Origin of the sequence: Ktedonosporobacter rubrisoli (assembly GCF_004208415.1) — a bacterium.
In the GTDB taxonomy this organism is placed as follows: Bacteria; Chloroflexota; Ktedonobacteria; order Ktedonobacterales; family Ktedonobacteraceae; genus Ktedonosporobacter; species Ktedonosporobacter rubrisoli.
Window position 1 is genome coordinate 7,560,575 of the sequence record NZ_CP035758.1, and the last position, 26,832, is coordinate 7,587,406.

The window sequence follows — 26,832 nt, forward strand, 5'->3', positions numbered from 1 at the left end:
CTATCTCCCTCTACTGCAAATGCATAGTACACAATCAGGGCATAAGTATTAGCAAGACAAGCTGCAATATATTCGTCCTTGAGATATATATTACTCCCAACGGAAATAGAGATCATGGGTCATTTGACTCATTCTTAAATCTGGTTATGATATCTATCACTATGCTTTTATGAAACAGAGCATTGACACCTTCTCGCAACTCCATGTACTATAAGCACAGGTACGCAGCAAACGGCAATGCATACTTTGTTTATTCGCATGGAGGACGAACACATGCCCGCATATTCAGATCCAAGTAGCATGTATGCTGCATTAGGCACAATGATGCTAGTTTTCGGTATTATTGGTGTGGCAAGTATCATATTCAGCGTCATCATCTACTGGAGGATCTTTTCCAAGGCAGGATTTAACGGTGCCCTGGCTCTGCTCATGTTTATTCCTATTGCTAACCTTGTTATGATATGTATTCTGGCCTTTGGCGATTGGCCGGTGTTACGTGAGCTCAATTACTTACGTCAGCAAGCCATGATGCGCGGACAGCCGCAACCGGGCTTTCCGCCACCTAATCCGCCATATCCACCCACACCAAATTATCGATAAGAGGAGCCGAGGATAGAGCGTGGATGAGTGAGCTAATGAGGAGCGCATAGTAGGTAAAGTGTTGAAGCATGCATTGCCCTATTTTCTTGTATCTCGCAGTTTTCTTTGCTCGAAAACCACTATGCGTTAGTAGTGTATGCCGCAGGCATTTTAGCATGGAGTAACATATGAGTAGTAGATATATCGGGGCGTTTGGTGTTCTTTCCTGTGTATATGGCCTGATTGTCCTGGTTATCATAGCATTTGCTATCCTGGTTTTCTGGAAAATACTCTCAAAGGCTGGCTACAACGGAGCGTGGAGTTTGCTCTTGCTTATTCCAGGCGTAAATGGCGTTGCGGCACTTGTTATAATGTGTGTTCTGGCCTTTGGCGAATGGCCGATATTGCGTGAGCTCAACTACCTGCGTCAGCAAGCCATGATGCGCGGGCAGCCACCCTACGCCGGTTTCCCGCCGCCTAATCCGCCATATCCACCAAATATTTATTAGAAAAAATATTGCAGATAGCAACGCAAGAACGAGGGGTAGTAAAAAAAGGGGCCTGCTGCTCCTCAATATGCTTTTGCGCCTGTTATTCTCTCCCCCGGTTGTACTACGTATATAGTGTCCCTTGTCGAATCTTATAATTGCGTGCTATACTCAGGTCAGAGATTCTTTTTTTGAAACCCACCGTTGTGCTCATCCCTCTACCTGGTCTTAGAACACCGCTGATGGTGTCGCCACGAGGGAATTTGCAACTGGTAGGGCAAAGGAGGTGAGGGATATGGACGCTGGCCCTAGTCATAGTAGGTATGTGCTGAATACGTGCCTACTTTTGGGACTGTTCTTCTCCTCATCGAGTTTGCTTACCGGTATGCCTCATTAATGCACTAGCTTTTACGGCCACTGCCGCCTTGCTCGATGAGTGTACATCGCCCCCATCGATGTGTTTGGTGTCGAGTAAGGATGATCCCTTCTGCCAGCAAGTCCTTTCCTGCTCTTGCAGCGCTCCCTTGTGTGCTTTTACATGTTCGCTGTAACATTTGTTGCTTGTTTTTGAACATGTGTCGCTGTGATATGCCTTTTTGCGGTGACTAATGTTACACAGGTGAGCGAGTTATCCACATGTACACATGTATGTGGATAAACCTATGGACAAACTTACACTCATAATAAGGCGGTGATGCTGATGATTTTTTTAAGCACTTTGCTGCGTCAGAGTATCTATGACAGGGAAAATCGCCGCGTGGGAAGTGTACGTGATGTGTGTGTGTCGCTCGATGAGACTTTTCCTGTGATTACGGCGCTGATGGTACATGGCTCGGGCAATGGAGATACATTTATTCCCTGGACTCAGGTAGAGAGTATAGAAGAGCTTCCTGTGCGCCTTGCAGTTAGTCAGGATCAAATCAGAACATACGAACTGCGGGATAACGAAATCTTGCTCAGGCGCGATATCCTTGATAAGCAGATAGTCGATACGCAAGGATTTCGCGTGGTGAAAGTCAACGATTTAAAGCTGGCTCAGATTAAGAAAACCGCGCGGCTCGTGGGCGTGGATATCAGCCTAAGCGGTTTGTTGCGTCGCCTGGGTGTGCAGCCTGTAGTAGATGCTCTCAGCCGGGTTGCTCCCTTGCAGCTGGATGAGCGCACAATTACCTGGAATTATGTGGAACCCCTGCAGATGGTCAGGGCCAGTAGCGGCCAGATGGCACCCGCGCTGGCGGGAGCGGCGGTGGGCGCCGGCGCAACGGTTATTCCTCAGGTGCAGCTTAACGTTAGCCATACTAAACTTGCCGATCTGCACCCGGCTGATGTCGCTGATATTCTTGAACAGCTCGATCTTGAAGATGCTGGGGCCATGCTGGATCGCCTTGATCCAGAGATGGCTGCCGATACCCTTAACGAGGTTGAATATCCCTTGCAATCGGAGCTTTTAAGCGAGCTGAATCCTGAACGAGCATCAGACTTGCTTGAGCACCTGGCCCCTGATGATGCTGCCGACATTCTTGCCGATATGTCACGCGGCGAGGCCGAACGCCTGCTTAGCTTGATGCCCGCGTCAGAAGCGGAGCCCATCCGTGAGTTGCTGCGCTATGGAGAGCAGACGGCCGGCGGTATCATGACTAATGAGGTCGTGACCTTGCCTCAGGAGGCAACGGTAGAGGAGGCGCTGGTCTACTTGCGCAAGAATTCGGCGCACCTGGAGATGATCTATTACCTCTATATCGTTGATGAGGAGCAGCATTTGCGCGGCGTTGTCTCTCTGCGCCAGCTGGTGACTGCCGAGCCGGGAGCCAGGATGCGGGAGCTGATGGACCCTGATGTGATCAGAGTGCAGACCAGTACAGATCAGGAAGAGGTTGCGCGCATCATTGCCAAGTACGATCTGTTGGGCGTGCCTGTGGTCAATGAGGATGGCAGTTTGCTCGGGCTGATAACCGTTGACGATGTGATAGATGTGATCCACGAAGAGCAGGCTGAAGATTTCTCGGAGATTGTCGGCGCTGATGTCGAGGATACTGAAGATGAGGAGCGCTTTTCCTGGCGTGCCGCCATCAGCCGCTTTTCCTGGCTCGTCGTGAATGCTATCGCTGGCTTGATCCTGGCCCTGGTCATCTATCAGGTTTTTTCACCCTTGTTCGCGCACGTTTCGGTTTTAGCGCGGGCTCCCCAGGTGGTGGCCGGTTTATCCTTGCAGCAGGCCTTTGTCGGCATAATTTGCCTGATTCCTATGCTCTTATTAACCAGCGGTAGCGCGGGTTCGCAGGCCCTTGGGGTGGCGGGCTGGCAGCTCTATACCAAACGCGGCCGCGATTTCTGGCGCGGCTTGCTACGAGAGCTGCTTCAAGGCGCGCTTGGAGGCATTCTGATCAGTATTCTTGTGGGGGGGCTGGCCTGGTTCATCTTCCACTCCTGGCAATTAAGCGTAGCGGCAGGGCTGGGCTTTGGCCTGACCTTACTCGTCGCCTCCATTTGTGGCATCATCTTGCCCAATCTTTTGCATCGCTTGCGCCTGCGCGGTAGCCTGATCACCGCTCCTTTGCTCGATCCGGCCATTGCAATTATTAGTCTTGGTACCTTCTTTGCCCTTACCTTAGAGCTGCTGGAAAGGCTGCACATCTGAAAGCGTTCTCTTGAGAGAGGGTGAATAGCCTGGCAAAAAGAAATTTCTGGGACAACCGCCCAAAAGCTCAAAAAGGGTATTGACGAATCAGGCTGATTAGTATATACTGCTAATCGTTCGAGAGAGCAATGAGCCTCTCAGGACAATTGAGCACTTTCCTCGATAGCTCAACGGTAGAGCAACCGGCTGTTAACCGGTGGGTTACAGGTTCGAATCCTGTTCGAGGAGCTAACGACACCCGGAACACGTTTCCGGGTGTTTTTTTGTGCCATAACATTGATGACATGCTAGAGGCTGTGCTGGCACAGCCTCTAGCAACTTTTCTAGAGTCTGTTAGGGACTCAACTTCAACTGGATGAACTGATGAAGCATTACCCAAGCAAACACCACCAGGTGCAAGCCGGCCAGCGTGGCAGGAAGCCGCTCATAATCGTGCACCATGCGCCGGAAGCGCGTGGTCCAGGCGAACGAGCGTTCCACCACCCAGCGGCGTGGCAGCAGGACAAAGCCACGCTTGGCTTCGGGCAGTTTGACGACTTCCAAGCGGATGCCCTGCGCTTTGGCTGCCTGCTCCGGCTCGTCGCCCGTATAGCCAGCATCGACGTAGGCCAGCTCCACATGCTCTCCAGTGGCGGCTTGCACGGCGGCCAGTTCCCCGACCTGGGCTCGATCCTGCTCATTGGCCGGGGTGACCAGCAGTGCCAACAGGTCCCCCAACGTATCGACGGCCACATGAACCTTGCTCCCTTTGTGCCGTTTGGCTCCATCATAGCCGGCTCGATGCCCACTTTCCGGCGTCGATTGCAGGGTGTGGCTCTCGAAGATGGCCGCGCTGGGGTGCCCCTTGCGTCCTTTGATGCCCTGCAACAAGAGACGCACATCGTGGACGATGGCCTCAAAACAGCCGGCAGCCAACCACCGCTGGGTCTGCTGAGAGACGACGATATACCAGGGCGGCAGGTCGTGCGGCATCATGCGCCAGGAGGCTCCTGTCCGCACAATCCAACGCAAGCCATTCAACACTTCTCTCATCTCATACTGCCGTTGCCCAGCATCTTCGGGCAACAAGGTCAGATAGGGGGCGATAAACGCCCATTCCTCATCGGGGACATCACTTGGATAGGGTTTTCTGATCGTCATGCGACCATTGTATCATCGATTCGCTATTGAGTCCCTAACAGACTCTAGAGATGCATATGCTGATGAGATGTTTGATCTGTCCTTGATGTTGTATTAGATCGCGCAAGCTGGGCCAGATTACTTAGTACTATAGTCGCACTTAGGTGAGAGACTAGGGGGAAAAGGAGAATGCAATGTTTTCCTCAGTCGAAGAGTCGCGAGGATGGGCGGAGCAATTGGAAGACATTGAGAAGCGTTTGTCCCCTCATATTGAGCGAGCCGAGCCACATCAACGAGCCATGAGTTACTTGCGAGGATTGATGCGTACGACTGAATGCAAAATGGGTGATGTCTGGCCTAATTGGCTGGAGAAGGGACTCCAGACAGGTTCCAGTGCTTGCTCAAGCATGCACATTGGGATGCCGATGCCATGCGTGATGACCTGCAAGCGTATGTGCTGGCTCACCTGGCCGATCCCAAAGCCGTTCTTGCTATTGACGAGACAGGCTTTGGGAAAAAGGGGAAGAAGCCTGCAGGCGTAGCTCCACAGTACAGCGGAACGGTTGGCAAGATCGCCAATTGTCAGATAGGTGTCTCTTTGACCTATTAAATAGAGATATATATTGTTGTGACGGTACTAGATTAGCTCTGATGCCCAAATTTGAGAGCTAACCAATTTTCTATTTGTTTTCATGGGAAGCTGTGTTAGCCTTTAAAATTGTTCGCAGCTCGTCAGGACTGAGAAGTTTATCAGGATTTCTGTGTATCATTCGATGGCAATTTGCACATAGTGGAAGCATATCGTTTGATGGGTCTACCAGCGTTTCTTCTGTGTACTCTGCAACTGGCCGTAAGTGATGTATTTCAATAAAACCGTTGCCGAGAGGACCATAAGCCTCAGAAAAAGAGAAGTCGCATACATAACAACGAACACCATGTATTTTAATTGCTTCTGCTCTCAATCTTGGATTGCGCTCATGCGTATTAGTCAACCTGAGTTGGGATTTACCTTCTCTGAAATAGTACGGTTCCGAAGCTTCCTCAATTTTCAAAGCCTCAATATCTTTCTTGGCAACATATAGAATGCTTTTTATCCTTTGAAGGATAAATTGTGTGGGCCTAGATTTTGTATGGCTTATATAGCGGAAACGTCCTTCATACCTGAAACCAAAGTTAGGAAATTCATTTTTGTGCTTTCGATAGAATACAAGCAGCTCCAGATCAGCGGCATCGTGCTCTATGATAAGCTTATCAGTACGTCCTTCTGGTTGACCATCCCAATAAAGGGTATCTCCGCAGAGTAGATCATACAATTGTGGCCTATCCTTTGCTTTTTTCTCAGTTATAAATAACCAGATAGATTTGTACCCTGCCGGACGAAAAACACCGTTTTTGAGGCTTGCATCTTTGATATTAAATATGTCTTGTAAATTGCGTCTCGTATAAAGGTTATTTTCTGTCAGTTTCTCAGATGAGAGCATATGCATCTCTCCCTTTCTCATTGCACAGGAGTTGGCCAAAACATATTATCCTTCTATAATTATTTTTAGCACTTAATTATAAGGAAATAAATACTTTGGTATTCATGTATATTTTGTATCCCTCAGAAATCGGCTTAGCAAATTCGTTTATGCAGTGATAGCTATACTTGCTGCGTGATAAGTGGAAATAACAGAGCATAGCTAGGAATGAATGACAAGCTGTACTGTGCTCCTAGCATATTTAAATTGTTTGGGTATGCTTCTTGTGACCTTTCACAATAGGTGGTCTGGGTCTTTGGAAGTTACCGGCTGTTAACCAGTGGGTTACAGGTTCGAATCCTGTTCGAGGAGCTAACGACACCCGGAACACGTGTCCGGGTGTTTTTTTGTTCTCTGCGCCTGGAAAAGCTGCGTGGATTGGGCCTTATCAACCACCATCCCAGAAAGTTGTGGACAAACCGATAGGGACGGATAAATGCGAGCAGAAATAAGCAGCACCTCCTCCAATGCGTGAGGAAAGAGCAAAAGAGATAAGATTGATTTTTACTATCGTTGACAAAATCAAGGATGGATGCTATAAATACTAAAGAACAAAGTGTCATTCTGCATTGGATGAAGGAAGCCAAAACGCGCGTTCGGAGGCACAGTCTGATATGGAAGCATTTGAAGAGAGATTCTTTCACCAGTTGGCGTTTGCCTGCTCTGAAGCGAAGCAGACCTTTACCCAGCAGCTTGGAATGAGCCAGGCACGATGGCAACTCCTGATCCTTTTGGATAGTCATGGCGAGATGAGCCATGCGGCTCTTCAGCAACAGTTATCCCTCGATGGAGCCACGATCACCCGTTTGGTCAAGCAGTTTGAGGCAGAAGGTAGCGTTAGTCGCCGTCTTGATCCTCAGAATAATCGCTACACCCTCATCTCTTTGACGCCTTCTGGACATGAGATCACCGCTGACATTCGGGCAAGCCACCGCACGTTTGCAGCGCAATTGCTCGGTGGCATCCCCAGAGAAGAGCAAGAAGCCGTGTTGCGGGTTCTTGAACAGTTACGTTCGAATATGCGCCTGCACAAGCCCGAGGGCGACGAGCAGCCATCAGTACTCCCATAAGACAAAGACAGCGCGAGAGTGGCAGCAGCCGCCTCAACGTCGTGCGCAGGTTCCAGAGAAGCATCTTCACAGGAAGAACTTATCGCTACTTCCACAAAGAAAGGGATAAAGATGCAAAGCCTTACAACAGAACATCAGCAGATCAAGCGTTCCAACACCCTATTGCACTACTGGTTAGCAGGGCCAGTTGGTCACCCCTTAGTGGTGTTTACGCATGGAGGGGGAATGGATCATCGAATGTTTGAAGTGCAACAAGCCCTGGTCGCCAAAGAGTATCGTGTACTCTTGTGGGATATGCATGGCCGTGGACAATCTCAGCCATTGGGTATGGATGGCACCTTTTCCCTTCAAACTGTCGTCGATGATCTGCTTACCATCGTCGATAATCTCGGCTATCAACAAGCGTGTTTTGTAGGGCAATCAGTTGGATCATATGTCTCTCAAGAAGTCGCACTTCTCTATCCTGAACGTGTTCTTGCCCTCGTGGTGATCGGTGGCTTCTGCTTAACGATGGGGATTCCACAATTCCTGAGCAGCAGGACACAAAGAGGAATGAACAATGCTCCTTTTTCAAAATTCAAACAGTTCATGGTGGAGACGGTGGGGATACGGCCAGAAGTCAAAGCCTACGCGGAGGCCGCCTGTGCTCCGCTGGAAACATGGATTGCGATGAGGAAAGCCATTCCAGATTTCTTTCATGAAGAAGCAGATTATCAACTGCCTATGCCTTTTCTGCTCACTCATGGGGCTCTGGATGCACTTCCAGAGATCAAAGAGCATGCTTCCATTTGGGCACAACGCGAATCGAATTGCCGCTATGTTGTCATCCCTGATGCAGGTCATAACGCCAATCAAGATAATCCTGAGTTTTTCAATCAAGTGCTCCTCAGCTTTCTTCATCAACATGTTCCTCTGGCGACTTCGCTAGAGTAGCGGTAGGTCCAGGGGAGGTGGAAAACTACTCAAAGTAAGAGCTTTTTTTCATGCAAACTCTTTCCTCCCCTTCTGGGAAAAATGCCTATTCCATGTATTGTTTACTGGCTACGTTCTTTGCAATTATGATGGATTGTGTTATATTGGCTGTGAGCGAAGTAGGGAACTGCTGGCTAAAGTAAGTAATCATCGGCCAGCAAATACCGAGCTCACAGAATTTTCAAATTGTTTGCACGAGCTTTAGAGCCTGTTCCAGAGCAAACCACTTGCGTTTTTGGACCCGCCAGCTGTTTAATGGGCGGATTGTAGGTTCGCAGCCTACACAGGGAGCTAAAAAGGCCTGCTCAGCCTGTTCCGGGCGTTTTTCGTGCAAAGGGGAATCGTCTCATGGGCCGTATTATCATTCGCGCTTTGCGCCTCACAGACGCCGACGATATTTATGAATTGATGCATATGCCCAATGTCCTCTGGGGTACCTCGTTACTTCCTTCAACCAGCATGGAGACCTGGAAACAGATCCTTGAAAGCTGGATTCATGATGAGCATATGCAAGTCTTTATTGCCGAGGTCCAGGGAAAAGTTGTGGGGGTGGTGACGCTACTTAGCGGCGAGGGACGTACTAAACATGTAGGGGAGGTCACAGTAGCTGTACATGATAAATATCAGGGTCAAGGCATAGGGAAAATGTTGATGCTCACAGCTATTGACCTTGCCGATAATTGGCTGAATTTGCAGCGGCTTGAGATGGATATCTATACTGATAATGAGCCTGCTGTACGCCTGGCTAAAAGCTTCGATTTTGAGGTCGAGGGCCAGAGGCGCCAGTGCAGTTTTCGTAGTGGCACCTACATCGATAGCTATTTTATGGCGCGCCTGCGTGTTCCCCTTCAGGAGAGTTATGCCGAGAAGTTAACGCAGGGATCGTCAGAGGCTAAATAGAGAAGAGGGTGATCCGGCTTGCCAGAGAAAACAGCTCCTATTCGCTACCAAGCTCTTTTTAAGAGCCTGTTAGAGGCTCTCCCTTTGCCAGCGCTCATTATCGATTCTACCCTGGCTATTAGCTATTTTAACCAGCTAGCGGCGCGTCTGAATGCCCAGGTTTCCCTCGCACCGGCGATGCAGCTTGAGCAGATCATAAGTTATCCCGATATCCTGCAGCTGGTTCGCGAGGCTATTGAGACTGGTTGTCCGCGTAAAAAGGAGTATGACAGGCTCAGGGCAAGCAATATCACCTGGAGGGTCGCGGTTGTTCCTCTGGCTCACCTCGAAAGTATCAAGAAGCGCCCCGAACCCGGGGCTTATAAGTTTTTTGCACTAATGATCGAGGATATGGCCGAACTGCATCGCCTTGAGCAAGTGCAGCGCGATTTTCTTGCCAATATTTCACACGAGCTGCGCACCCCGATTACCTCGGTTCGTTTGCTTATTGAGACTCTTGAGGATGTTCTTGACACAGACCCGGACAGGGCCATGGAGTTCATCGGTAAGATTGAGGTAGAGGTACAGCATCTTTCAGGTCTTGTCTCGGAACTACTTGAACTGTCTCGTATGGAATCGGGCCAGACCCGGCTCGCGATTGAGCCGATAGAGGCCGAAAAGCTGGTACGAGAGGTTATGGCGCGTATGCTGCCCCAGGCGCAACGCCATCGCGTGCGTCTTGGCACTTCGATCGATGAGGGCAATATCCAGGTTGCCGCCGATAGCAAGCTGATTACCCGCGTGCTGGTCAACCTGGTACATAATGCTATCAAGTTTACGCCTTCGGGAGGCACAATTACGATAGGCACTGCACAGCAGCCTGAGCAAACTTTTCAGCGCTTCTTCGTCAGCGATACAGGACATGGTATCAAGAAGGAAGATCTACCGCGCATCTTTGAACGCTTTTATAAAACTGATCGGGCCCGCTCAAAGGCTAATTTTATTGGACCCGGTGGAGGCGGTAGTGGCCTCGGCCTGGCCATTGCTAAACAGGTGGTGGAGGCGCATGGAGGCCAGATTATGGCCGAGAGCGAGCTAGAGCAGGGAAGTACTTTTACTTTTACGCTTCCAACTATGGAGGGAAGCGTAGGGTAACCTGGGCCCGGCGGCAATGATTTTTGCAGGAGGATACAGCCATGGCGCCTGAGCTAGAGCAGCGTTTGCAGAATATGATGAAAGAGCAGCTGATTGAACTTGTTGGACAGCTTGTGGCGCAGCATCCTTCTCTGGAGGCTGCTATATTGCAAGCTGTGGAGAATGTATTGGCTATAAATGAGATCGGTAATGAGGTGACTGAAGATTGGGATTTTAGCCGCTCTGCTATTGATGAGGCGCAGACAAGTTCTCAGCTTGAGCAGAAGTTGTCTCCCCGCGATCTCGATGCTTATCGTCAGCGTCTGGCGGGCTATGCCGCCCGTTTGCAACAAGAGCCAGCTCTGGCACTAAGAAATGATCTGCTTGAGATCGTCGACGAGGCGAAGGAGCGCAGTGATGCTCATGATTACCATAATGCCTTGAGTCTTTGTGCCCTCATTTTCGATCAGCGCTTGACCGAGCAAGAGCTGGTTCTGACCAAGCTTTTCGATACCGCCATCGATGCGATCATGCTCTTCCTGGAAGCCCTGCTGAATGAGGCTAGCAGCAACCTTATCCTGGATTCCTCTTCAACCCTTACTCCTCTCCTTACCCCGACTTTACGCCGCCGCTGGCTGGAGCGGCTTTTTCAGCTCTGGCTACAACGTCTTGATGCTTCCTATGCTGATGAACGTATTCCTGAAGTCATCCTTGAGGTCGCCTGGGATGAGGATGTTGATTTTCTACAAAATCTTGTGCAAGACGAGCTAGCGCGTCAACATACCGGCATGCATTCTAATATCGTTGACTTTACGCGCCAGTATCGAAGCAAAACCCTTGAAAGATTTATGAAAGATCTCTCTTCCATTTGAGCTCGCTCCCTCTTCTAGGATGCTTTCTTGCCTTTGCCCTTTTTGCCGCGCTTCAATTTCTTGCGCACGGCGTTCAAGACGATGGCATCTTCAGGACTGACGCCCATGAGGAAGAGCAAGCCCGCATAGACGGCAAGAAAGACCGGCACCAGTCCCAATTGCACCGGCAGAGCCCACTTGAAGAGCATGACCCGCACACTGAAATGCTGCAGCAAGAGCAGCCCGCCTCCCGTGACCAGCGCGCCCGCGATCCAGGCTCCGATCGGCTTGAGCGTGTCCCAGCGGTAGGGCTGCATCTTGAGCAGGAAGCGCACTTGCAAGAGCCGTAATATATTGACCACGGCCAGCGAGAGCCCTGTCGCTGCCGCGACGCCCATCGCCCCATAGCGGCCGGCCAGAAACCAGCCAAGGACCAGGTTGAGCACAAAGGTGGCCAGCGAGTTGAAAAAGGAGGCCTTCTGGTGCCCGGTCATCATGAGCATATAGCCCACCGAGCCCGTTCCCACGTTGACCATGTTGCCGGCCGAAAAGGCGATCACCAGCGGCCAGGCTTCAGTAAATTTCTGTCCCTGAATGCTTAGCAAGGAGGAGGCAAAGAGGACGGCAACGCCAAAGATGGGCAGGCTAAAAGTGATGGCCCACTTGGTCACCACCTTAAACATCTCTTCGAGCTTCTTCTGCTCACCCTTAGCGTGCAGCTCGGCAATGGTGGGCGCAAACATGGTGTTGAGCGCCTGCAGAGGCATGCCGATAAAGCCGCTGATCTTCTGCGCCGCCGCGTATTGCCCTAGCGCGATGCTGGAGATATTAAAGGAGGCCAGCAGAAGAGTATCCACCGAGTCGAGGACCAGATCGGTGGTGTTGGTAAGGAAGTTGGGCACGGCAAAGCCAAGCCATTGCTTGGTCTCGTAGCGTTCCGGCTCCTCCTGGGCAAAATTGGTGACTTTATCGCGGAAGAACCAGAAGGCAAAGAAGGAGCTGGTCCCATCGTTGATCAGCACGGCTACCATTACGCCTACGAGATTGCTGCTACGGAAGAAGATGGCGACGATAAAGAGGGAGAGGATCAGGAGCATGGGCATGACAAGCTTTTGCGAGAGCACGCGCCAGCGAAAATCCTTAAAGCCGGTCAGACCGCCTGTCCAGATCGATTCCATACAGCCCAAGGGAATGCCGGGCGCCAGCAATTGCAGGACCAGAATCAACTCGGTGGTGTCGCTAGAGTGCCCGGGCTTAAAGACATCAATGATGCCAGGAGCAAAGAAAAAGATGAGGGCCGAGCCAATGAGCCCGGCGGCAGCGGCACCCAGAGTACAGAAAATCACAAGTCCACGCAAGGAGCCGCCTTGCTTCCTGGCCCGATAGATGGGCACATAGCGCATAACGGCATCGTCAAGTCCCAGGGTCAGGGTGGAGGAGAAGAGGCTGATGATCGAGAGCCCCAGCGTATAGAGGCCAAAAACGCCTGCCCCAAAGAAGCGCGAAATGACCACAGTAATACCATATTTGAGCACAGTGCCCAGGATATTGCCCAGACCGACGAAGGCGGCATTGCTGGCCGAGCCGGAGATCTCCGACTTCATCTCGGGAGCCGCTTCTCCCTGCTTGACAGCGATACCGGTGAGCACCATCATCGGGACCGTGGCTTGCTCATCCACAGGGATCTCATCGAAGCTGGGATAGCTGGGATCTCCGTAGGGTCGCTCTAAGGTCTTGACTGCCTTCAAGAGCATAGTAGGCTGCTCGTCAGCACTGTTCTGGGCCGCATTCTTCCTGATAATCTGCAGACGTGAGTGGGGCGACTGTGTTGAGCTCTCACTAGAGGCAAGCGAAGGCAGAGACAGAGGCGCATTAGTATTATGCCTGGCTACAGGCTGCTGAGGCCCTGTCCCTGAACGCAATTGTTGTGACGGCGTACGGAGCGTGGGCAGAGAGAGGCGGGCAGGTCTGGCTTCTGATTGCGCCGATCCCTCAGTAGGAACAGGCGGAAATAGAGGTGTGCTAGTATTGTGCCTGGCTGCAGGTGGCAGGCCAGAGCCCGAGCTCTTTTCCTGGGATGGCGTATGTGCCGCGAGTAGAGAAGAATGACCGGCAGTATTTATCTTTTCTTCTGAGAGATTACCAGGAGAAGAAAGGCTAGACGTCGGCAACGAAAAGCGTGGCCTTATAACAGGAGTTATTATGTGCGATTGATCTGAAGATGTAGCCTTATCAATATCTAAATGCTCCTCACCGGGCACGGAAATAGTATCTTCAGCAATGCTTTTTTTTTGTGAGCCACTTTCCCCAGAAAGATCACTCGATGGAGATGTAAACATATTATTATTCATAAGCTTATGTCGAAATGTACCTCCTCTCAACGGACAGCATCACTTCTGACATTTCGCGTGACTTACCACTGGCACGCTGGATAGTGGCTGTTGCTGCTCTGTCTTGAGGCAATAAAAAAGAAAGTGTTAGCCTTACAGATTTCTTCATACCCTGCTCCAACATATTATGAATAAGTCTATGCCCAGTCCACGACAAGCTTAACCCCATCCCGGCTAGATATGCAAATCTGCGCAAAAAGTAGGAACTAACGGCTAGGTACTCTTGCTTTATTGTGACAAGCGATGAATAAAGATGCGTGCAATGTGCGAGAGTTCCTGAGCTCACTTATCTGCACGATAGATGAACTCAGGAAGCTTCTTAGCGCTGCTTAGCTATCGCGCCTCGGCTGATAGCTGAAGCTTTTCAAGGATCTGTTGTAAGTGTTCGGCCAGGCCTGGTAAGTATTTGGTTCTACACGAGATATGGTTTCCCTCCAGGGAAATATGCTCCATTTCATTGGGAGGAATCACCGCCTCCCATTCTTTTTTGTGGGCCAGGCTGTCACGAGTCCAGAGCATGATTGCGCTGCCGCTGTAGGGACGAGGCTTATAATTAGCTGCCACCCAGCTGTAGGTATGGCTCCAGCGCAGATGCAGGATGCGGCGGTTTGGAATGAGCGGTATGCGACCTTCGCGCGGAACCCCCTGGTTATCCCCGCTGGCGGTCCCCGGCTCCTGTCCCTCTGTCGTGCGATGCCACAATTTGCGTGATTTGCGCTGCACTTTTCTCCACTGTCGACGAGCATGCTGATAGAGCAAGAAAGCCTCAAATTGCTGCTCTTTGCTAAGATGGAAAAGATCGCCAAGATTAGTAATAAACTGCTGGGCTATACGCTCAGGAATTACGAAAGTGTCGGCATCGATGAGTACCAATGGCAAAACGCGTTCGCCTGCTTCGCGTAACTGCCGCGCTATCTCAGCGGCGAAAAGCGCACCGTTGCAGAAGCCACCTATGATATAGGGACCATGGGGCTGGACCTGGCGTATGGCCTCGATGTGGGCGCTGGCAATCTCTGTGAAGTCTGGCGGGACAAGCAAGCCGTCGAAGCGATAGGGATCGAGCGCGTAGAAAGGCTGCTCAGGCCCCAATACCTTAGCGAGCTTCAAACAATAGAAGGCTCCGCCTTTCCAGTCGCCGTGCAAGAAAAAGAAGGGAAGCTGGGAGCCACCTTCCTGGATCGGCACAACGCGCACACGTGTTGTCGGGGCCTCAATGCCTTGCTCCAGCACCTGGGCCAGCCCCTCAATAGTCGAGTGCTTGAAGAGCGTTGCCATGGGAATTTGCTGGCCACAGACCTGCTCTACCATGCCCATCATGCGTACAGCTAATAAAGAATGGCCGCCCAGCGCGAAGAAATCATCGCGGATATCGATAGGATGGATATGCAAGAGTTCTTCCCAGATATGGGACAGCTTGTAGTGCATCTCGGTAGTTGGGCCGACAAAATTCTTTTTTTCCTTCTCGGCTTGCTGGGGCTCTAAGGCGGTCAGAGCCTTGCGATCAACTTTACCGTTTGTATTGAGGGGCAAGGCCTCAAGTCTGATAAAGGTCGTAGGAACCATATAAATTGGCATGCGCTGCGCTAAATGCGTCTGCAACTCGCGATCTGTCGCGTTCTGCGATGGCTGGAAAACGATGTAGGCTACCAGCCTGGCATTGCCCGGCGTATCTTCACGCGCTATGACTACGGCCTCGCGTATAGCAGGGTGTGAGCTCAGACCGGCCTCAATCTCGCCTAGCTCAATGCGAAAACCGCGAATCTTGACCTGTTGATCTCCACGCCCAAGGTATTCGAGGTTGCCATCTGGCATATAGCGCGCCAGATCGCCAGTCCTGTAAAGGCGCGCCTGCGGCTCCTGGCTAAAAGGATCAGGGATAAAGCGCTCATTAGTCAGCTCGGGACGATTGTAATAGCCCCGCGCCAGGCAGGCGCCACCCACGCATAGCTCGCCGGGCACGCCGATAGGCACTGGCTTAAGCTCTTCATCCAGCAAATATGCTTGAGCGTTATCTACTGGCCGCCCGATCAAGACCTCGTGCGTTGGACGTTGCTCGGTTTCTACCTCGGCTGGCGTGAGATCTTTGACAGTAACTGTAATCGTGGCTTCGGTAGGGCCATAGGTATTCAGCAAACGAACATTGCGCCCGACCATCCTTTGCCAGGCCTGCAGTCGCTCGGGAATCGCCCGCTCGCCGCCGATGAGGGCCACGCGTAGCGTTGGAGGAAGGGCAAGTCCGCGCTCTTCCATGCTCAGCGTGAGCTCGTGCCAGTAGGCTGTAGAAAAGTTGATCATGGTGATGCCCCATTCGCGACAAAGCTGCAAGAAATGTGGCACCGAATCGAGCATGTCCTCGCTGCGCAAATAGAGGGTAGCCCCGCTGATCAAACTAACATAAATCTCCTCAGCGCTTGCATCGAAACTTACTGATGAAAACTGGAGAATGCGATCCTTTGGTCCAATATGGTAGTGCCTCTGTTCGTATTGAGCATAGTTAACGAGAGAACGATGGCAGATCATAACTCCTTTAGGTGTACCTGTTGAGCCAGAAGTGTAGATAATATAGACAAGATTCTCTGCCGTTGCCCCACTGACTGGATTCTTGTCGTCCTCCTTGGTGATTTCGGGCCACATACTATCAAGGGCAATAGTGCGCGCCTGCGTCCTGGGCAAGGTGGGCTGGACATCACTTTGTGTCAATAAAATGGGCGTCTGGCTATCCTGTAAAAGTAAAGAGAGGCGTTCCTGGGGATAGCTCGGATCAAGTGGCACATAGGCACCTCCGGCTTTGAGAATGCCCATGATGCCTACCATCATATCTAATGAGCGTTTGACGCAGAGCCCAACCATTACATCGGGACCAACGCCGAGCCGGCGCAGGTAGTGGGCCAGCTGATTGGCGCGGCTATTGAGCTCACGATAGCTCAGTTTTCGAATGCCTGCTACGACGGCTATGGCATCCGGCGTGCGGGCTACCTGTTCCTCAAATAGTTCGTGCACACAACTGGCGTCAAATGGTACTCGCTGAGCATTCCAGTCAAGCACAACTTGCTGGCGTTCCTGCTCGGTTAGCAGTGGCAGGACCGCTACGCGTTGGGCGGGATTCTTGCTGGCGCCCAGCAGCAGCGTTTGCCAGTGACCCACCATTCGTTCAATCGTCTCGGCGGCAAAAAGCTGAGCATCATAGGTCATTCGCCCGCAAAGCCCTTCTGCTCCCTTCATTACTGCGAGCATGATCTCGTTTTCTTGCATCGCGTCTGCGGATGGCAGCGTGTCCACTGTGGAGGAGGTTGCGTATTGGAAGTGGAGTTGCTGGAGAGGGCGAGAGCGCCCAACCATTTTTGTTTGCAGTAGCTCGTCAAGCATCGCCAATGGTAGAGCGTGCGGGCAAGCTTCCTGTAAGATTTGTTGCACATGCCCTACGAGTTCGGAAAAAGATAACTCGCCCGTGCAGCGAATACGCGCTATGGTATATGTTGCCGCAGAATCCTCTTCATTTGGAAGATCAAGGGAGCCCTGCGTTGTGCTGATTAAAATATCTTCCTGGAGTGTATAGCGAAAGAGCGAAGCGGCAAAGGCCGCAAGGCAAATAGTATCGGGCGCAGCATGTAGCTCGTTTTGCAGTTTTGAGAGCGCTTCACTGAGCTCGGCTGGAAATGTAAAGTCATAGGCAGCTCTACGGTTAGCAGGCCTGGAGGGACGCTGATGATCTAAAGGCAGTTCTACCAGGACTGGCAGATCTTGTAATTGCTTACTCCAGTAAGCTTTATGCTGATTCAGGGCTGAGGAATGAAATGTTTGGTGTACTTGCGGTACAGATGACATAGAATTGTTTCCTTTCCTCCGAAAGACTTCTATCAGGAAGTGCGGCAGACATACACTGCGCCTTCCCGGCTGGCCAGAAGTTGGAAGTTATGCCGATGGAATTGTTAAATTGTTAGGATGCCAGAGCTGCACTGTTATGAATTGCCACAGTTTTTTCTCAGGGAAACGCGGACCTGGCGACTTGGCCCGGCATATGTCCGGGTTGCTGTTACGTAGTAACTGAATAGAAATTTGGACTGGCCTGCAGGCCGCTCCCCTTTCCTTGGAGTCGATGGCAAAATCCTTTCATAGCGAAAACCAGGCTGGTTGTTCAAGCTTGCCGCACTATATTTATTGCTGCAGAAGTGTCACATTGCTGTTGCAGCAAAGAAAGCATAAGCTATATCTTGATCAATGCTTCATTTGCGTATTGGTACGCCGTTTTATTTGCGTACTAAAAATAACGATAATCAATATGCAAATTACCCTATTTCTATTGAGTCGGATAGCAAATATTGAGACTATCCGCTATGCTTGCATCAGTTAGTAGAAATGAGCATCGTCATGCATAAGTACGTAACGAAATACTCTATGCTGCTTCCTGGCAACACCTGATACAAGAGCGTATAGCATCTAACACAAATGATACATAAGAGTAGACGAGCATACATTGTAGTGGTAACGAAGCCCTCCAAAAGGATAAGCCAAAAGTAAGCAGTGGAGGTTGCTCCTCGGCGCTAGGGGGAAAAAGCTCTTCTGAAGGGAGTCGGCTTAGCGAAACTATACCTGGCAAGATAGATAATTATGCTAATCTGAGCACGAGTGCGAGCTATAGTATGCTTGACTACAGTATCATTCCATCTATTCCCTGACAAATCATTCATTCTCTAGTGAATTTAAGACGATATTTATGCAAAATATGTTGCAACTTTGTATAATCATGTGGTAACATTGTGTACTGGATAACTCATCTGGCTGATAAAGAAGACACGATCTAGCCAGCCTATTTTTACTATACATAATCAGAGTAGTGCTTTAGAATGGTAGCCTGGCGAGTTTTGCCTGACAGCTCTGGGAGAAATGGTACGCGTTCTTGTGTATTAGGATAGAGGTCAGGTAAAATTGGTCATGCCGCTTTATAGTTCTAAGGAGGGAAGAGGGAGAGCTTTTCCTTCTGAAGCAGATGAGTAACGCGTGGATTTAAAGACTTTTGCATGGTGGTAGTGGGACGAGAGAAAGAGGATACAAGCATGAGCAAATTCGTCATGGTGATAGACGACTCAAATACTGTCCGCAAGATCATCGAGACGTGTCTGGGTCGCGAAGGATTTGATGTCTGTGGTTTCCCCGATGGAGTCGAGGCTATGCGCTGGTTAACTTCCGCAGAAGGGCGTGTCCCTGATCTCGTTTTGCTCGATATCGGCCTGCCCAAAATGGACGGCTATGAAGTTGCCCGCCGCCTCAAAACGAAGCCACAATTTGCCAATACAGTGATTATCATGCTCTCGCGGCGCGATGGTGTGATTGATCGTCTGAAAGGGCGTCTAGCAGGGGCAAAAGATTATCTTACCAAACCATTCAGGACGCAAGATATTATCGCTGTTATACATTCGTACCTGGGTGCTCCTGCCCCCAGTGCAAACTGAGATAGACTATTTGGGTGCATGAGTATGCTTGAGTGTGCAGGATGAGCCTTGCTGGCTTCTCTTCTTGGGATCGGGGCGAGGAAGCTGAAGCCGGATAGCGCCTGTAGCAGCATACTGCGGTTTGCTTTGCCATATAAAGAAAAACTCTGCTGAAGCCAAAGGAGAGGCGGTCTACCTTCTTAATCCTTTCGGAGGAGACGGATGGGTATGCTGCAAGGGTCATATGAATGAGCGCTCAGACGCTACCTTCGATGAACAGCATAGCCTGTATGAGGACCCTCTTGCTCACTTGAGCGATGAGGAGTTCTGGGCACTTGCCGCCAGTGCAGCCAACTCTACCACTTCACATCCGCTGCCTGCGGAATATTTGCTTTGTATGTGTGGGACGGAACGTTGTGCCATTTCTCTGGCATCCCTTGGCGAGATTGTGCAGCCCAGAGAACACTTTACACGCCTTCCTGCAGCTCCTCCCTGGATGTATGGTATCGTGATGTGGCGCGGCGAGATGATCGCTGTGATCGATCTTGATGCCTATCTCTTGAATAAGACCGCGCTCCCACGCTCCGAGCGAACTGATGAGATACTATTGGTTGCCCAGAGTGATAAGCTTGTTCTGGGCCTGCTCGTCGCTCGTATTGAGAGCACAACTACTTTAGAGAAAGAGCCGATTTTGCCCCTTGATCAGTCGTCTGCCTGGGGCTCGCCTTTGCGGGCCAACGCTATTGCTGGCGTCTATGGCAGACGAACAGAGACGTTGATCTTAGATATACCTGCTATCCTCATTGATGTAGAGCAACAGATAAGAATGATCATCCCCTATGAATGAGATACCATTTGACGAAAATGAACTTTCTGCCGACGACCTGGCCGTTTTACGGGCCTTCGAAGCAATGGAGGACTGGGACACGGATCAAGAGGGGGCGCCTCCAGCTTCTCCGGTCTGGTCAGGCCCTCCAACACCGCCCGTGGCCGAAGATGATCAGATTATTACCGATGATATGCTCATCCTCTTTGCCTCAGAGGCGGCTGATGATATTTCTAAAATAAAACAAACTCTTGGCCAATTGGAGCAGGAGGTGTCTATCGAGCCTGCTCGCTTTGTGACCTTGAAGCGGGCGGCACATAAAATACGTGGCACTTCTGGAACTATCGAGTATCATGTGATGGCCAAAATAGCCCAGCATATCGAGGAGGTTAGCGAAAAGGCAACTGAGGGCCAGATCTTGCCACCTGTGGCCTTGCAGGTGCTTAGGAGCTCTCTTGCAGCCTTAGAGCAGACCCTTGAGGGCATCGTTGAGCGCGGCCAGGAGGATACAGCTCCTCTTGCCGCGCTGGAGCAAGAACTACAGCAACTCTCCGGCGAGAAGGCGCAGCCCGTGCCTTCTTTTGAGCCACTAGATCCGTTTAGCGGGGAGGCGGCGATAACGCCTTCGGTGAGCAGAACATTGGGCGAAATTCCCGCCTCGGCCTCTTCAGCCTCTCTCATTCGTGTAGATGCCCAGCGGCTTGAGCGCCTTGTTCAGCATACTGAGCAATTAACTGTGCAGAGGGCAGCCCTGGAAAATGCTCAGCAGCAGCTCAATACGCTATTACAGGATCTACAGGCTGCCCAGACCCACTTGCAACAGCTTGAGCCGCAATTGCTGTCCTGTCTCTCTAAGGAACAGCCCGCCGCGTCGCAGCGACCGCATCATCCAATATCTTCGCTGGTGGCGCGCATTCTTAACGAAGCTGCTCAACAAGGCGATGTCTCCGCGCCGCGCAAGTCCAGATCTCGTTACAGTATGGCGAAAACTGGCGCTTCACAGGCCTGGGATGAATTAGATATGGAGCGCTACAACGAGAAAGATATGCTTGTGCGCTCGCTAACTGAGGCGATTGCCGATGTGGCTGTGGTTTACTCCCGTGCGCATACTTCCTTTGCTCGCTTCAATTCGACCTTACAAAACTATATGGCTCTGGCTTCTGCTGTACGTAATGATACGCTCTTACTTCGTTTGGCACCTCTCAGTACGCTGGTGCCGCGTTTACAGCGCGTGGTGGCAATGAGCGCCCTGGCTCAGGAGCGCCAGGTTGAATTTAATGTGACCGGCGATTCTCTTGAGATCGATCAGGATATGCTGGAAGCGCTCACGAATCCTCTGCTGCAACTGATGCGCAGCTGTACAGCTGATCTCTCTTTACCCGAAGGGGAAGAGGTGTCGGCCGAGCCATATCATATCTGGCTGCATGCCCAAAGTGTGGGGAATGAGATAACGCTTGAGGTCGGTTTCTCGATGGCTGTACCTGGAGGCGTAGTCGATGCCATACGCGATTCTATCCAGGATTTGAACGGAACAATCTTCACGCAACGCAATGTGGCTGGTGGGATCAGCTTCCATCTACGCCTCCCTCATGCTCATAGCGCCTCTCACTGTCTGCTGGTGCGCACCGGGACTGAACGAATCATTATCCCTTTTTCTCAGGTGCAGCGTATCAGCGATGGCAAGCAAGAAAAGCTTGATATTTTGTATAATCTCAATGATCTGCTGGGCTTTTCCCACGAAGCCGATGGAGATGCGCGCATACAGCCTGTCCTGATCCTGCCCCAGGGGATATCACGCATTGCGGTAGGGATTAGTATAGATGAGGTGCTTGGCGAGGCGGAAATGGTGGTAAAACCGCTTGTATCCTATATGCAGCGCCCGGGCATCGCCGGGGCAGCCGTAGATGGAAATGGTGACGTCCTGCTCATGGTCGATCTGCCTGAGCTGATCCGGCACTATACTGTGCTCTGGCGCAATTCGAGCGAGGTGCCTCGTCCGGATGCGCCGGCGCTTGCGCAGCATAACTCGCGTCCCAAGATTCTGGTGGCTGACGATTCTGTCTATCTGCGCCAATCTCTTTTGCACACCTTACGCCACGCAAACTATGAAGTGGTGGAGGCTCGCGATGGTATGGAAGCTCTTGAGCAGTTGCTGGAAAGCCGACCTGATATCTTTTTGCTCGATGTTGAGATGCCCAACCTCAATGGGTACGATCTACTGAGTATTATGCGCCTGTATCCAGAACTGGCCGGGATCAAGATTATTATGCTCACATCGCGCTCTTCGGAGAAGCATAAAAAACGTGCCCTGGATCTGGGTGCGCATGTCTATCTTACCAAGCCTTGTGCGCATGAGTTATTATTGCAGACTATTGAGGAGCAGCTTAAGCGTTGAGTCCGGCAAGCGCTTGCTCCAGCGCATGCTCCTCAAAGGGACCAGCTATGCTCTGGCTGACGATGCCCTGACTATCAAGTAGGAATGAGGCTGGCACGCCATTGATATGATAGAGGTCGGAGACAGCCAGCGAAGGATCGAGGACGACGGGATAGGTAAGGCCTCTGCGCTGCATAAAGGTCTGAATGGCCTGGGCATTATCTGTGGAGTTGATGCCCAGGATGACGAAATTGTGCCGCGCAGCCTGCTGCTCCGCATAGACTTTTTGTAATCCCGGCATCTCTATAATGCATCCCTCACAATCGATGCGCCAGAAGTTGAGAAGCACGATCTTGCCCCGGTAATCGCTAAGGCTTACCTTCTTTCCATCTGGACGCGCCAGGGTAAAGTTGGGGGCTGCCTCTCCAACCTGGTAGCCTATGGCAGGTTGGCCGGAGCGTGTAGCCTGGGAAGCTGGTTGCAGCACTGGCGCAGGATGTAGCAGGCCAAGCGAGATGATTGCCAGCGTAGCCAGCGCGGCTGCGACCATGATAATGCGTGTGAGAGTCCTGGCCATATTCTGCTCTATCCTCTAGATACTCAGGAATTTTATGGCTCTAATAGCACAGCGACCCGGCACTAATGGCCGGGCCACTGACTATTAAGCCTAAATTCTAGATGCTTAGCGATAAGAAGTGGGAGCTTCATTGATCGCGCCGGTCTCAACCATAATCTCACGCAACTGCTTTGCATCGATTGTCTCGTGCAGGCGTAGCGCCTTGGCAATGCGGTCGAGAGTTTCGCGATGCTCAGTCAGCAGGCTAACCGCGCGGTTGTGCGCCCAGTTCACCATGCGGTTGACTTCTTCATCGATGATGCTGGCAGTCTTTTCGCTATACTCGCGAGAGCCGGTGGCCAGGGCCGTGCCGGCAAAGGGATCTTCGCGCTCGCTATAGGAGATCGTGCCGAGTTGTTCGCTCATGCCCCATCGCGCCACCATTTGGCGCGCGATGCCGGTAACGCGCTGCAGATCATTCTCGGCTCCTGTAGTGATGCGTCCAATCGCAACCTCTTCGGCTGCACGCCCACCAAGCGCAGTGACAAGCTGATCTTGCAGATAATCTTTCGAGTAATTATAGCGATCATCCAGTGGTGTATACATGGTCACGCCAAGCGCCTGGCCACGTGGTACGATAGTCACTTTGGTAACCGGATCAACATGCTCAAGGAGTAGACCCGTAAGAGCGTGGCCGCCTTCGTGATAGGCAATCACATTGAGATCTTCATCGCTGAGGATCAGCGGTCGCTCCGCCCCAAGCAAGATCTTGTCAAGGGCCTCATCGAAGCAGGACTGCGTTACGTGATCCAGATTGCGCCTGGCGGCAAGCAAGGCAGCTTCGTTCACCAGGTTGGCAATGTCGGCACCTACCATGCCAGGAGTCGCGCGGGCAATAGTAATCAGGTCAACATCGTTGGCCAGCGGCACATCGCGTGAGTGGATCTTGAGAATAGCCAGTCTGCCGTTCCAATCAGGACGATCGACAGTGACACGACGATCAAAGCGGCCAGGCCGCATCAAGGCTTTATCCAGGCCATCGGGACGATTGGTCGCCGCGATGACAACCACGGCCTGACGGGCATCAAAGCCGTCCATCTCTACAAGTAGCTGGTTCAGGGTTTGCTCACGCTCGTCGTTGCTGTTAATGCTGGAGCCGCGCTGACGACCCACCGCATCAATTTCGTCGATAAAGATGATGCTCGGGGCTGCCTTCTTGGCCTGATCAAACAGGTCACGCACGCGACTGGCACCCACACCAACCAGCACTTCCACAAACTCCGAGCCGCTCATAGAGAAGAAGGGCACGCCGGCCTCGCCAGCCACCGCACGGGCCAGCAGCGTTTTACCGGTTCCCGGAGGGCCTACCAGCAGCACGCCACGCGGGATCTTTCCACCCAGGCGCTGGAACTTCTGTGGCGTCTTAAGGAATTCTACAACTTCTACCAGATCGTTCTTGGCCTCATCCACACCTGCTACATCTGAGAAGGTCGTCGAGGGCCTGTCTTCTAGCACCAGCTTGGCCTTGCTCTTGCCAAAGCTGAAAATGTTTTGCTGGCTCTGGGTTGCGCGGCGCGCGATAAGAAGGAAGACGCCAAATACCAAGACCCATGGCAACAGATTGATGATGATATTCAGCAGCAGATTGTTGTCATTGGCTGGCTTCGCCTGGAACTGTACATTGTGCTGGATGAGCAGTTGAGTCAGTTTAGGGTCGCCATTTGGCAATTGCGTGAAGTGGTATGACGTACCGGTTTTGGTATTGCCATTGGCATCTGTAATTGTTATCGCATTTTTAAAAGTACCGGTGACGTCCTGACCCTGGAAACTGGCAGTCTTCACGTTGTCGTTCTCAACCTGCTGATAAAATGTGCTATAAGGCACTTCCAGGGTGTTGGCACTTGTCGTATTGTTGTTGCTTTGCGTAAAGTACTGGAACAGATACCATCCCACCAACACGACGACAACCAGGAGGATTGAACGTATGAGGAGCGAGGTACCATTGTCTCGCGGCCCTCCTGCATTGTTTCCGTTGCCTCCGTTGTTAGGGCGCTGTGTCCCCCGCGACGCCGGGTCGTTGGGATTGTTCTGATACATATATATAGCCTGAGCGTCCATGGGTTCAGACCTGCTTTCTTTGTCTGTCGAGGCTTCCGCAGGGAATATTCCTAACAGAGAGTGAAAAATGTAGCGGTACGCTATAGTCTCTTTGTATAATACACATATAATATGCTTTTCGTCTACCTTTTTCCAACTAGCTCCACGGCAATTTGAGAGCTTTCATCTCCTCCTTTGGGAACAGTCGAAAAGGAGAGAGTATTGAGTGGGGCGCAGCCCCAAGCCCCGGTCACGGGCTTGAGCCCTTGACAAACCTTTTCCAACTAGCTCCACGGCAATTTGAGAGCTTTCATCTCTTCGTTGATGTGCTGCATGAGGGCTGGCAAGTTTTGTTGCCCCAGATATTTTTAAAGAAGGGTAAACTTTGGGACTACGATTCGCCAGATCGCGGCCCAAATAAAAGGCCGTACTCTTCACGATTCCACTTGTACGCACTGCTCGTCGTATGACTTCGATGCTGCGGCTCATTGCTTCTTGACGACCTGCTGCAGTTGATAGCATGGGGAGGTGGGAGTATTCTCGGCTAGCACCTGGCGGGCTACGCACTTCTGCCTCTTGCCCTATCCTTTCCTTGTGTGGACCCACTAAATCTATCTGAACAGCCTGCCTGGCTGATCGTGCTATATACTTTTCTATCATACCTATGCTGGATTCAATAGACTACTACAACAGTGTTGTTGGTTACACTTTAGCTACGTTTCAGCACGCTAAAAGTTCCATGGAGATTCTGTCACCCCGGTTTGAGTATTCCTGTGTATAATTCTATGACGTTATAGATGAACATTTTGGATACTTTTTCTGTACAATAGCGCTGATCAGCCTGTGCCATGCGCAAAGCGCTATTAAAGAGGTAGGATAATGTGGCAAAGCTCCAGGGACGGCCCCTGAGCGGGGGATTGAGGACTGCCTGTATCTTTACTGGCTTGCCCCTTCTTCACCCCGCAGGCGGCACCCTTCTCATACGAGATTGGCAGACTCTAGTACAAGTGCGTTATCAGGTGGCTGTAAAGAAAGAAGATTGCGTCAACGCTGACGTGAGATCCATCGTCATAGAGGAGCAGCATTACCCTCATTCATTAGAAGGTAGCCAGAGCCGCTCTTTAGCGGTCATAATACAGAATACGTCCACAGTTTGTGCATGTTTGCAGTTCTAGGCTTATGCGTACATGCTGAAGTTCGCTTGGAGTTAAGATCACGCGGCACCATTGACATGAACTTTGCTCCACTTTAGAGACAGCTCTTCCTTGCTTTGTACGCCTCATCTGCTCATAGCGCGTAAGCAGATCTGCCTCGATGCTGGCTATCATATGTAATCTTTTGGCTTGCAATTCCTCTTGCCGCGTCTCAGCTTGATCGCGACGAGCTACTAAGGAGACACTTTCTTGCTTCCAGAGATCCTCCTCCTGCTTAAGCGCGTCCATCTTGCGCCGCGCATCCTCCTGCAGTGAGTCCGCAATGTCAATCATTTCGAGGACCATCTCTTCTTGACGGCCCTGCTGTGCGCGTAGTCGCTGCACCTCCATTTGCAACGATTGAAGCTCTTTGGCATTACTAACCGTACCGTCATAGAGGCGCTGCTCCTGTACTTTGAGACGTTGATTGATGTCTTCAAGGGCCCACTCAGCCTCTTGCTGGGTCTGGAGTCCAGCCTGCAATTGCTGCTGTGCTGTGCTGTACTCTGAACGCAGCTTTTGTAATTTCGCGTTCCCTTGAAGAGCGAGGGTCATGGCTCTCAGTTCAGCACGCAAGCGATCAAGTTCTAGATCAAGCTGCTGGAGCTGAAAGAGTGCCGCAGCTACTACCTGCGCCGTGCTCATGAGTAGATAAAACCTCCTTTCTGAGCATACGACACACCGGGTTTTCTCTTGTATTGTACTGCCTGCAAGCTC

At 51.3% G+C, this 26,832-nt stretch carries 18 protein-coding genes, 1 tRNA gene and 1 pseudogene; 13 read left to right on the plus strand and 7 right to left on the minus strand.

The annotated features are described in order from the left end of the window. The first annotated feature begins 273 nt into the window (after window positions 1-273). The 4 genes from EPA93_RS49270 (at window position 274) to EPA93_RS32885 (ending at window position 3,933) form a co-directional block, all read left to right on the plus strand. Window positions 274-600: a hypothetical protein gene (locus EPA93_RS49270; protein WP_207229258.1), complete on the plus strand. Its 327-nt coding sequence runs from the start codon at window positions 274-276 to the stop codon at window positions 598-600. Window positions 601-767: 167 nt separating this feature from the next. Next, the gene (locus EPA93_RS49275; protein WP_207229259.1) at window positions 768-1,088 is read left to right on the plus strand and encodes a DUF805 domain-containing protein; all 321 of its coding nucleotides are present in this window, start codon (window positions 768-770) and stop codon (window positions 1,086-1,088) included. Window positions 1,089-1,767: 679 nt separating this feature from the next. Further along, a complete protein-coding gene (gene mgtE, locus EPA93_RS32880) occupies window positions 1,768-3,705 on the plus strand; it encodes a magnesium transporter (protein WP_165423553.1) in 1,938 nt (645 codons plus the stop codon). Window positions 3,706-3,861: 156 nt separating this feature from the next. Further along, a tRNA-Asn gene (locus EPA93_RS32885) sits at window positions 3,862-3,933 on the plus strand. A gap of 105 nt (window positions 3,934-4,038) precedes the next feature. Here the strand turns inward: EPA93_RS32885 and EPA93_RS32890 are convergent. After that, window positions 4,039-4,845 carry an IS5 family transposase gene (locus tag EPA93_RS32890; protein WP_129891576.1) on the minus strand — a complete coding sequence of 269 codons (807 nt, stop codon included), beginning with the start codon at window positions 4,843-4,845 and terminating at the stop codon, window positions 4,039-4,041. 388 nt (window positions 4,846-5,233) lie between these two features. Here EPA93_RS32890 and EPA93_RS32895 point away from each other — a divergent pair. Next, a pseudogene (locus EPA93_RS32895) lies at window positions 5,234-5,431 on the plus strand (transposase); the annotation flags it as partial. A gap of 73 nt (window positions 5,432-5,504) precedes the next feature. Here EPA93_RS32895 and EPA93_RS32900 read toward each other — a convergent pair. After that, window positions 5,505-6,305 carry an HNH endonuclease gene (locus EPA93_RS32900; RefSeq protein WP_165423555.1) on the minus strand — a complete coding sequence of 267 codons (801 nt, stop codon included), beginning with the start codon at window positions 6,303-6,305 and terminating at the stop codon, window positions 5,505-5,507. A 653-nt stretch (window positions 6,306-6,958) separates the two neighbouring features. On the opposite strand from EPA93_RS32900, the gene EPA93_RS32905 reads away from it, so the two are divergent. From EPA93_RS32905 to EPA93_RS32925, 5 genes are all read left to right on the plus strand, one after another. Beyond that, on the plus strand, window positions 6,959-7,414 hold the full coding sequence (locus EPA93_RS32905) for a MarR family winged helix-turn-helix transcriptional regulator (protein WP_129891579.1): 456 nt from the start codon (window positions 6,959-6,961) through the stop codon (window positions 7,412-7,414). 111 nt (window positions 7,415-7,525) lie between these two features. Next, entirely contained in the window at window positions 7,526-8,347 is an 822-nt protein-coding gene (locus EPA93_RS32910; RefSeq protein WP_129891580.1) for an alpha/beta fold hydrolase, read from the plus strand. A gap of 387 nt (window positions 8,348-8,734) precedes the next feature. Then, window positions 8,735-9,286 (plus strand): GNAT family N-acetyltransferase, encoded by a 552-nt coding sequence (locus EPA93_RS32915; RefSeq protein WP_129891581.1) that lies wholly within the window; start codon window positions 8,735-8,737, stop codon window positions 9,284-9,286. 18 nt (window positions 9,287-9,304) lie between these two features. Continuing rightward, window positions 9,305-10,420, plus strand: a complete 1,116-nt coding sequence (locus tag EPA93_RS32920; protein WP_129891582.1) for a sensor histidine kinase — start codon at window positions 9,305-9,307, stop codon at window positions 10,418-10,420. A 41-nt stretch (window positions 10,421-10,461) separates the two neighbouring features. Next, a complete protein-coding gene (locus EPA93_RS32925) occupies window positions 10,462-11,271 on the plus strand; it encodes a hypothetical protein (RefSeq protein WP_129891583.1) in 810 nt (269 codons plus the stop codon). A 14-nt stretch (window positions 11,272-11,285) separates the two neighbouring features. On the opposite strand, the gene EPA93_RS32930 is transcribed toward EPA93_RS32925, so the two are convergent. Together EPA93_RS32930 and EPA93_RS32935 are read right to left on the minus strand one after the other, a co-directional pair. Continuing rightward, window positions 11,286-13,421 carry an oligosaccharide flippase family protein gene (locus EPA93_RS32930; RefSeq protein WP_165423556.1) on the minus strand — a complete coding sequence of 712 codons (2,136 nt, stop codon included), beginning with the start codon at window positions 13,419-13,421 and terminating at the stop codon, window positions 11,286-11,288. A 552-nt stretch (window positions 13,422-13,973) separates the two neighbouring features. Beyond that, complete coding sequence (locus EPA93_RS32935) at window positions 13,974-17,465, minus strand: non-ribosomal peptide synthetase (RefSeq protein ID WP_129891585.1); 3,492 nt, start codon at window positions 17,463-17,465, stop codon at window positions 13,974-13,976. A 1,229-nt stretch (window positions 17,466-18,694) separates the two neighbouring features. Here EPA93_RS32935 and EPA93_RS32940 point away from each other — a divergent pair. The 3 genes from EPA93_RS32940 to EPA93_RS32950 all read left to right on the plus strand — a co-directional run bounded on the left by EPA93_RS32940 (window position 18,695) and on the right by EPA93_RS32950 (window position 22,290). Then, window positions 18,695-19,090, plus strand: coding sequence for a response regulator (locus EPA93_RS32940; protein ID WP_129891586.1), 396 nt, complete (start codon window positions 18,695-18,697; stop codon window positions 19,088-19,090). Window positions 19,091-19,313: 223 nt separating this feature from the next. After that, window positions 19,314-19,916 carry a chemotaxis protein CheW gene (locus EPA93_RS32945; RefSeq protein WP_129891587.1) on the plus strand — a complete coding sequence of 201 codons (603 nt, stop codon included), beginning with the start codon at window positions 19,314-19,316 and terminating at the stop codon, window positions 19,914-19,916. Further along, complete coding sequence (locus EPA93_RS32950; RefSeq protein WP_129891588.1) at window positions 19,909-22,290, plus strand: ATP-binding response regulator; 2,382 nt, start codon at window positions 19,909-19,911, stop codon at window positions 22,288-22,290. Before EPA93_RS32945 ends, EPA93_RS32950 begins: the two co-directional genes overlap by 8 nt. On the opposite strand, the gene EPA93_RS32955 is transcribed toward EPA93_RS32950, so the two are convergent. The 3 genes from EPA93_RS32955 to EPA93_RS32965 form a co-directional block, all read right to left on the minus strand. After that, window positions 22,280-22,846: a peroxiredoxin family protein gene (locus EPA93_RS32955; protein ID WP_129891589.1), complete on the minus strand. Its 567-nt coding sequence runs from the start codon at window positions 22,844-22,846 to the stop codon at window positions 22,280-22,282. The two genes, EPA93_RS32950 and EPA93_RS32955, sit on opposite strands and share 11 nt — an antisense overlap. 105 nt (window positions 22,847-22,951) lie before the next feature. Beyond that, window positions 22,952-24,943, minus strand: coding sequence for an ATP-dependent zinc metalloprotease FtsH (ftsH, locus tag EPA93_RS32960; RefSeq protein WP_129891590.1), 1,992 nt, complete (start codon window positions 24,941-24,943; stop codon window positions 22,952-22,954). 1,100 nt (window positions 24,944-26,043) lie between these two features. Continuing rightward, a complete protein-coding gene (locus tag EPA93_RS32965) occupies window positions 26,044-26,760 on the minus strand; it encodes a zinc ribbon domain-containing protein (RefSeq protein ID WP_129891591.1) in 717 nt (238 codons plus the stop codon). Window positions 26,761-26,832 lie beyond the last annotated feature (72 nt).

What these genes read in the sequence shown, in the direction of transcription:
- EPA93_RS32925 (WP_129891583.1), top strand. Translation starts at nt 10,462, where the DNA reads ATGGCGCCTGAGCTAGAGCAGCGTTTGCAGAATATGATGAAAGAGCAG.
- mgtE (WP_165423553.1), top strand. Translation starts at nt 1,768, where the DNA reads ATGATTTTTTTAAGCACTTTGCTGCGTCAGAGTATCTATGACAGGGAA.
- EPA93_RS32910 (WP_129891580.1), top strand. Translation starts at nt 7,526, where the DNA reads ATGCAAAGCCTTACAACAGAACATCAGCAGATCAAGCGTTCCAACACC.
- EPA93_RS32915 (WP_129891581.1), top strand. Translation starts at nt 8,735, where the DNA reads ATGGGCCGTATTATCATTCGCGCTTTGCGCCTCACAGACGCCGACGAT.
- EPA93_RS32955 (WP_129891589.1), bottom strand. Translation starts at nt 22,846, where the DNA reads ATGGCCAGGACTCTCACACGCATTATCATGGTCGCAGCCGCGCTGGCT.
- EPA93_RS32950 (WP_129891588.1), top strand. Translation starts at nt 19,909, where the DNA reads ATGAATGAGATACCATTTGACGAAAATGAACTTTCTGCCGACGACCTG.
- EPA93_RS32940 (WP_129891586.1), top strand. Translation starts at nt 18,695, where the DNA reads ATGAGCAAATTCGTCATGGTGATAGACGACTCAAATACTGTCCGCAAG.
- EPA93_RS32965 (WP_129891591.1), bottom strand. Translation starts at nt 26,760, where the DNA reads ATGAGCACGGCGCAGGTAGTAGCTGCGGCACTCTTTCAGCTCCAGCAG.
- EPA93_RS49270 (WP_207229258.1), top strand. Translation starts at nt 274, where the DNA reads ATGCCCGCATATTCAGATCCAAGTAGCATGTATGCTGCATTAGGCACA.
- EPA93_RS32945 (WP_129891587.1), top strand. Translation starts at nt 19,314, where the DNA reads ATGAATGAGCGCTCAGACGCTACCTTCGATGAACAGCATAGCCTGTAT.
- EPA93_RS32900 (WP_165423555.1), bottom strand. Translation starts at nt 6,305, where the DNA reads ATGCTCTCATCTGAGAAACTGACAGAAAATAACCTTTATACGAGACGC.
- ftsH (WP_129891590.1), bottom strand. Translation starts at nt 24,943, where the DNA reads ATGGACGCTCAGGCTATATATATGTATCAGAACAATCCCAACGACCCG.
- EPA93_RS49275 (WP_207229259.1), top strand. Translation starts at nt 768, where the DNA reads ATGAGTAGTAGATATATCGGGGCGTTTGGTGTTCTTTCCTGTGTATAT.
- EPA93_RS32905 (WP_129891579.1), top strand. Translation starts at nt 6,959, where the DNA reads ATGGAAGCATTTGAAGAGAGATTCTTTCACCAGTTGGCGTTTGCCTGC.
- EPA93_RS32890 (WP_129891576.1), bottom strand. Translation starts at nt 4,845, where the DNA reads ATGACGATCAGAAAACCCTATCCAAGTGATGTCCCCGATGAGGAATGG.
- EPA93_RS32935 (WP_129891585.1), bottom strand. Translation starts at nt 17,465, where the DNA reads ATGTCATCTGTACCGCAAGTACACCAAACATTTCATTCCTCAGCCCTG.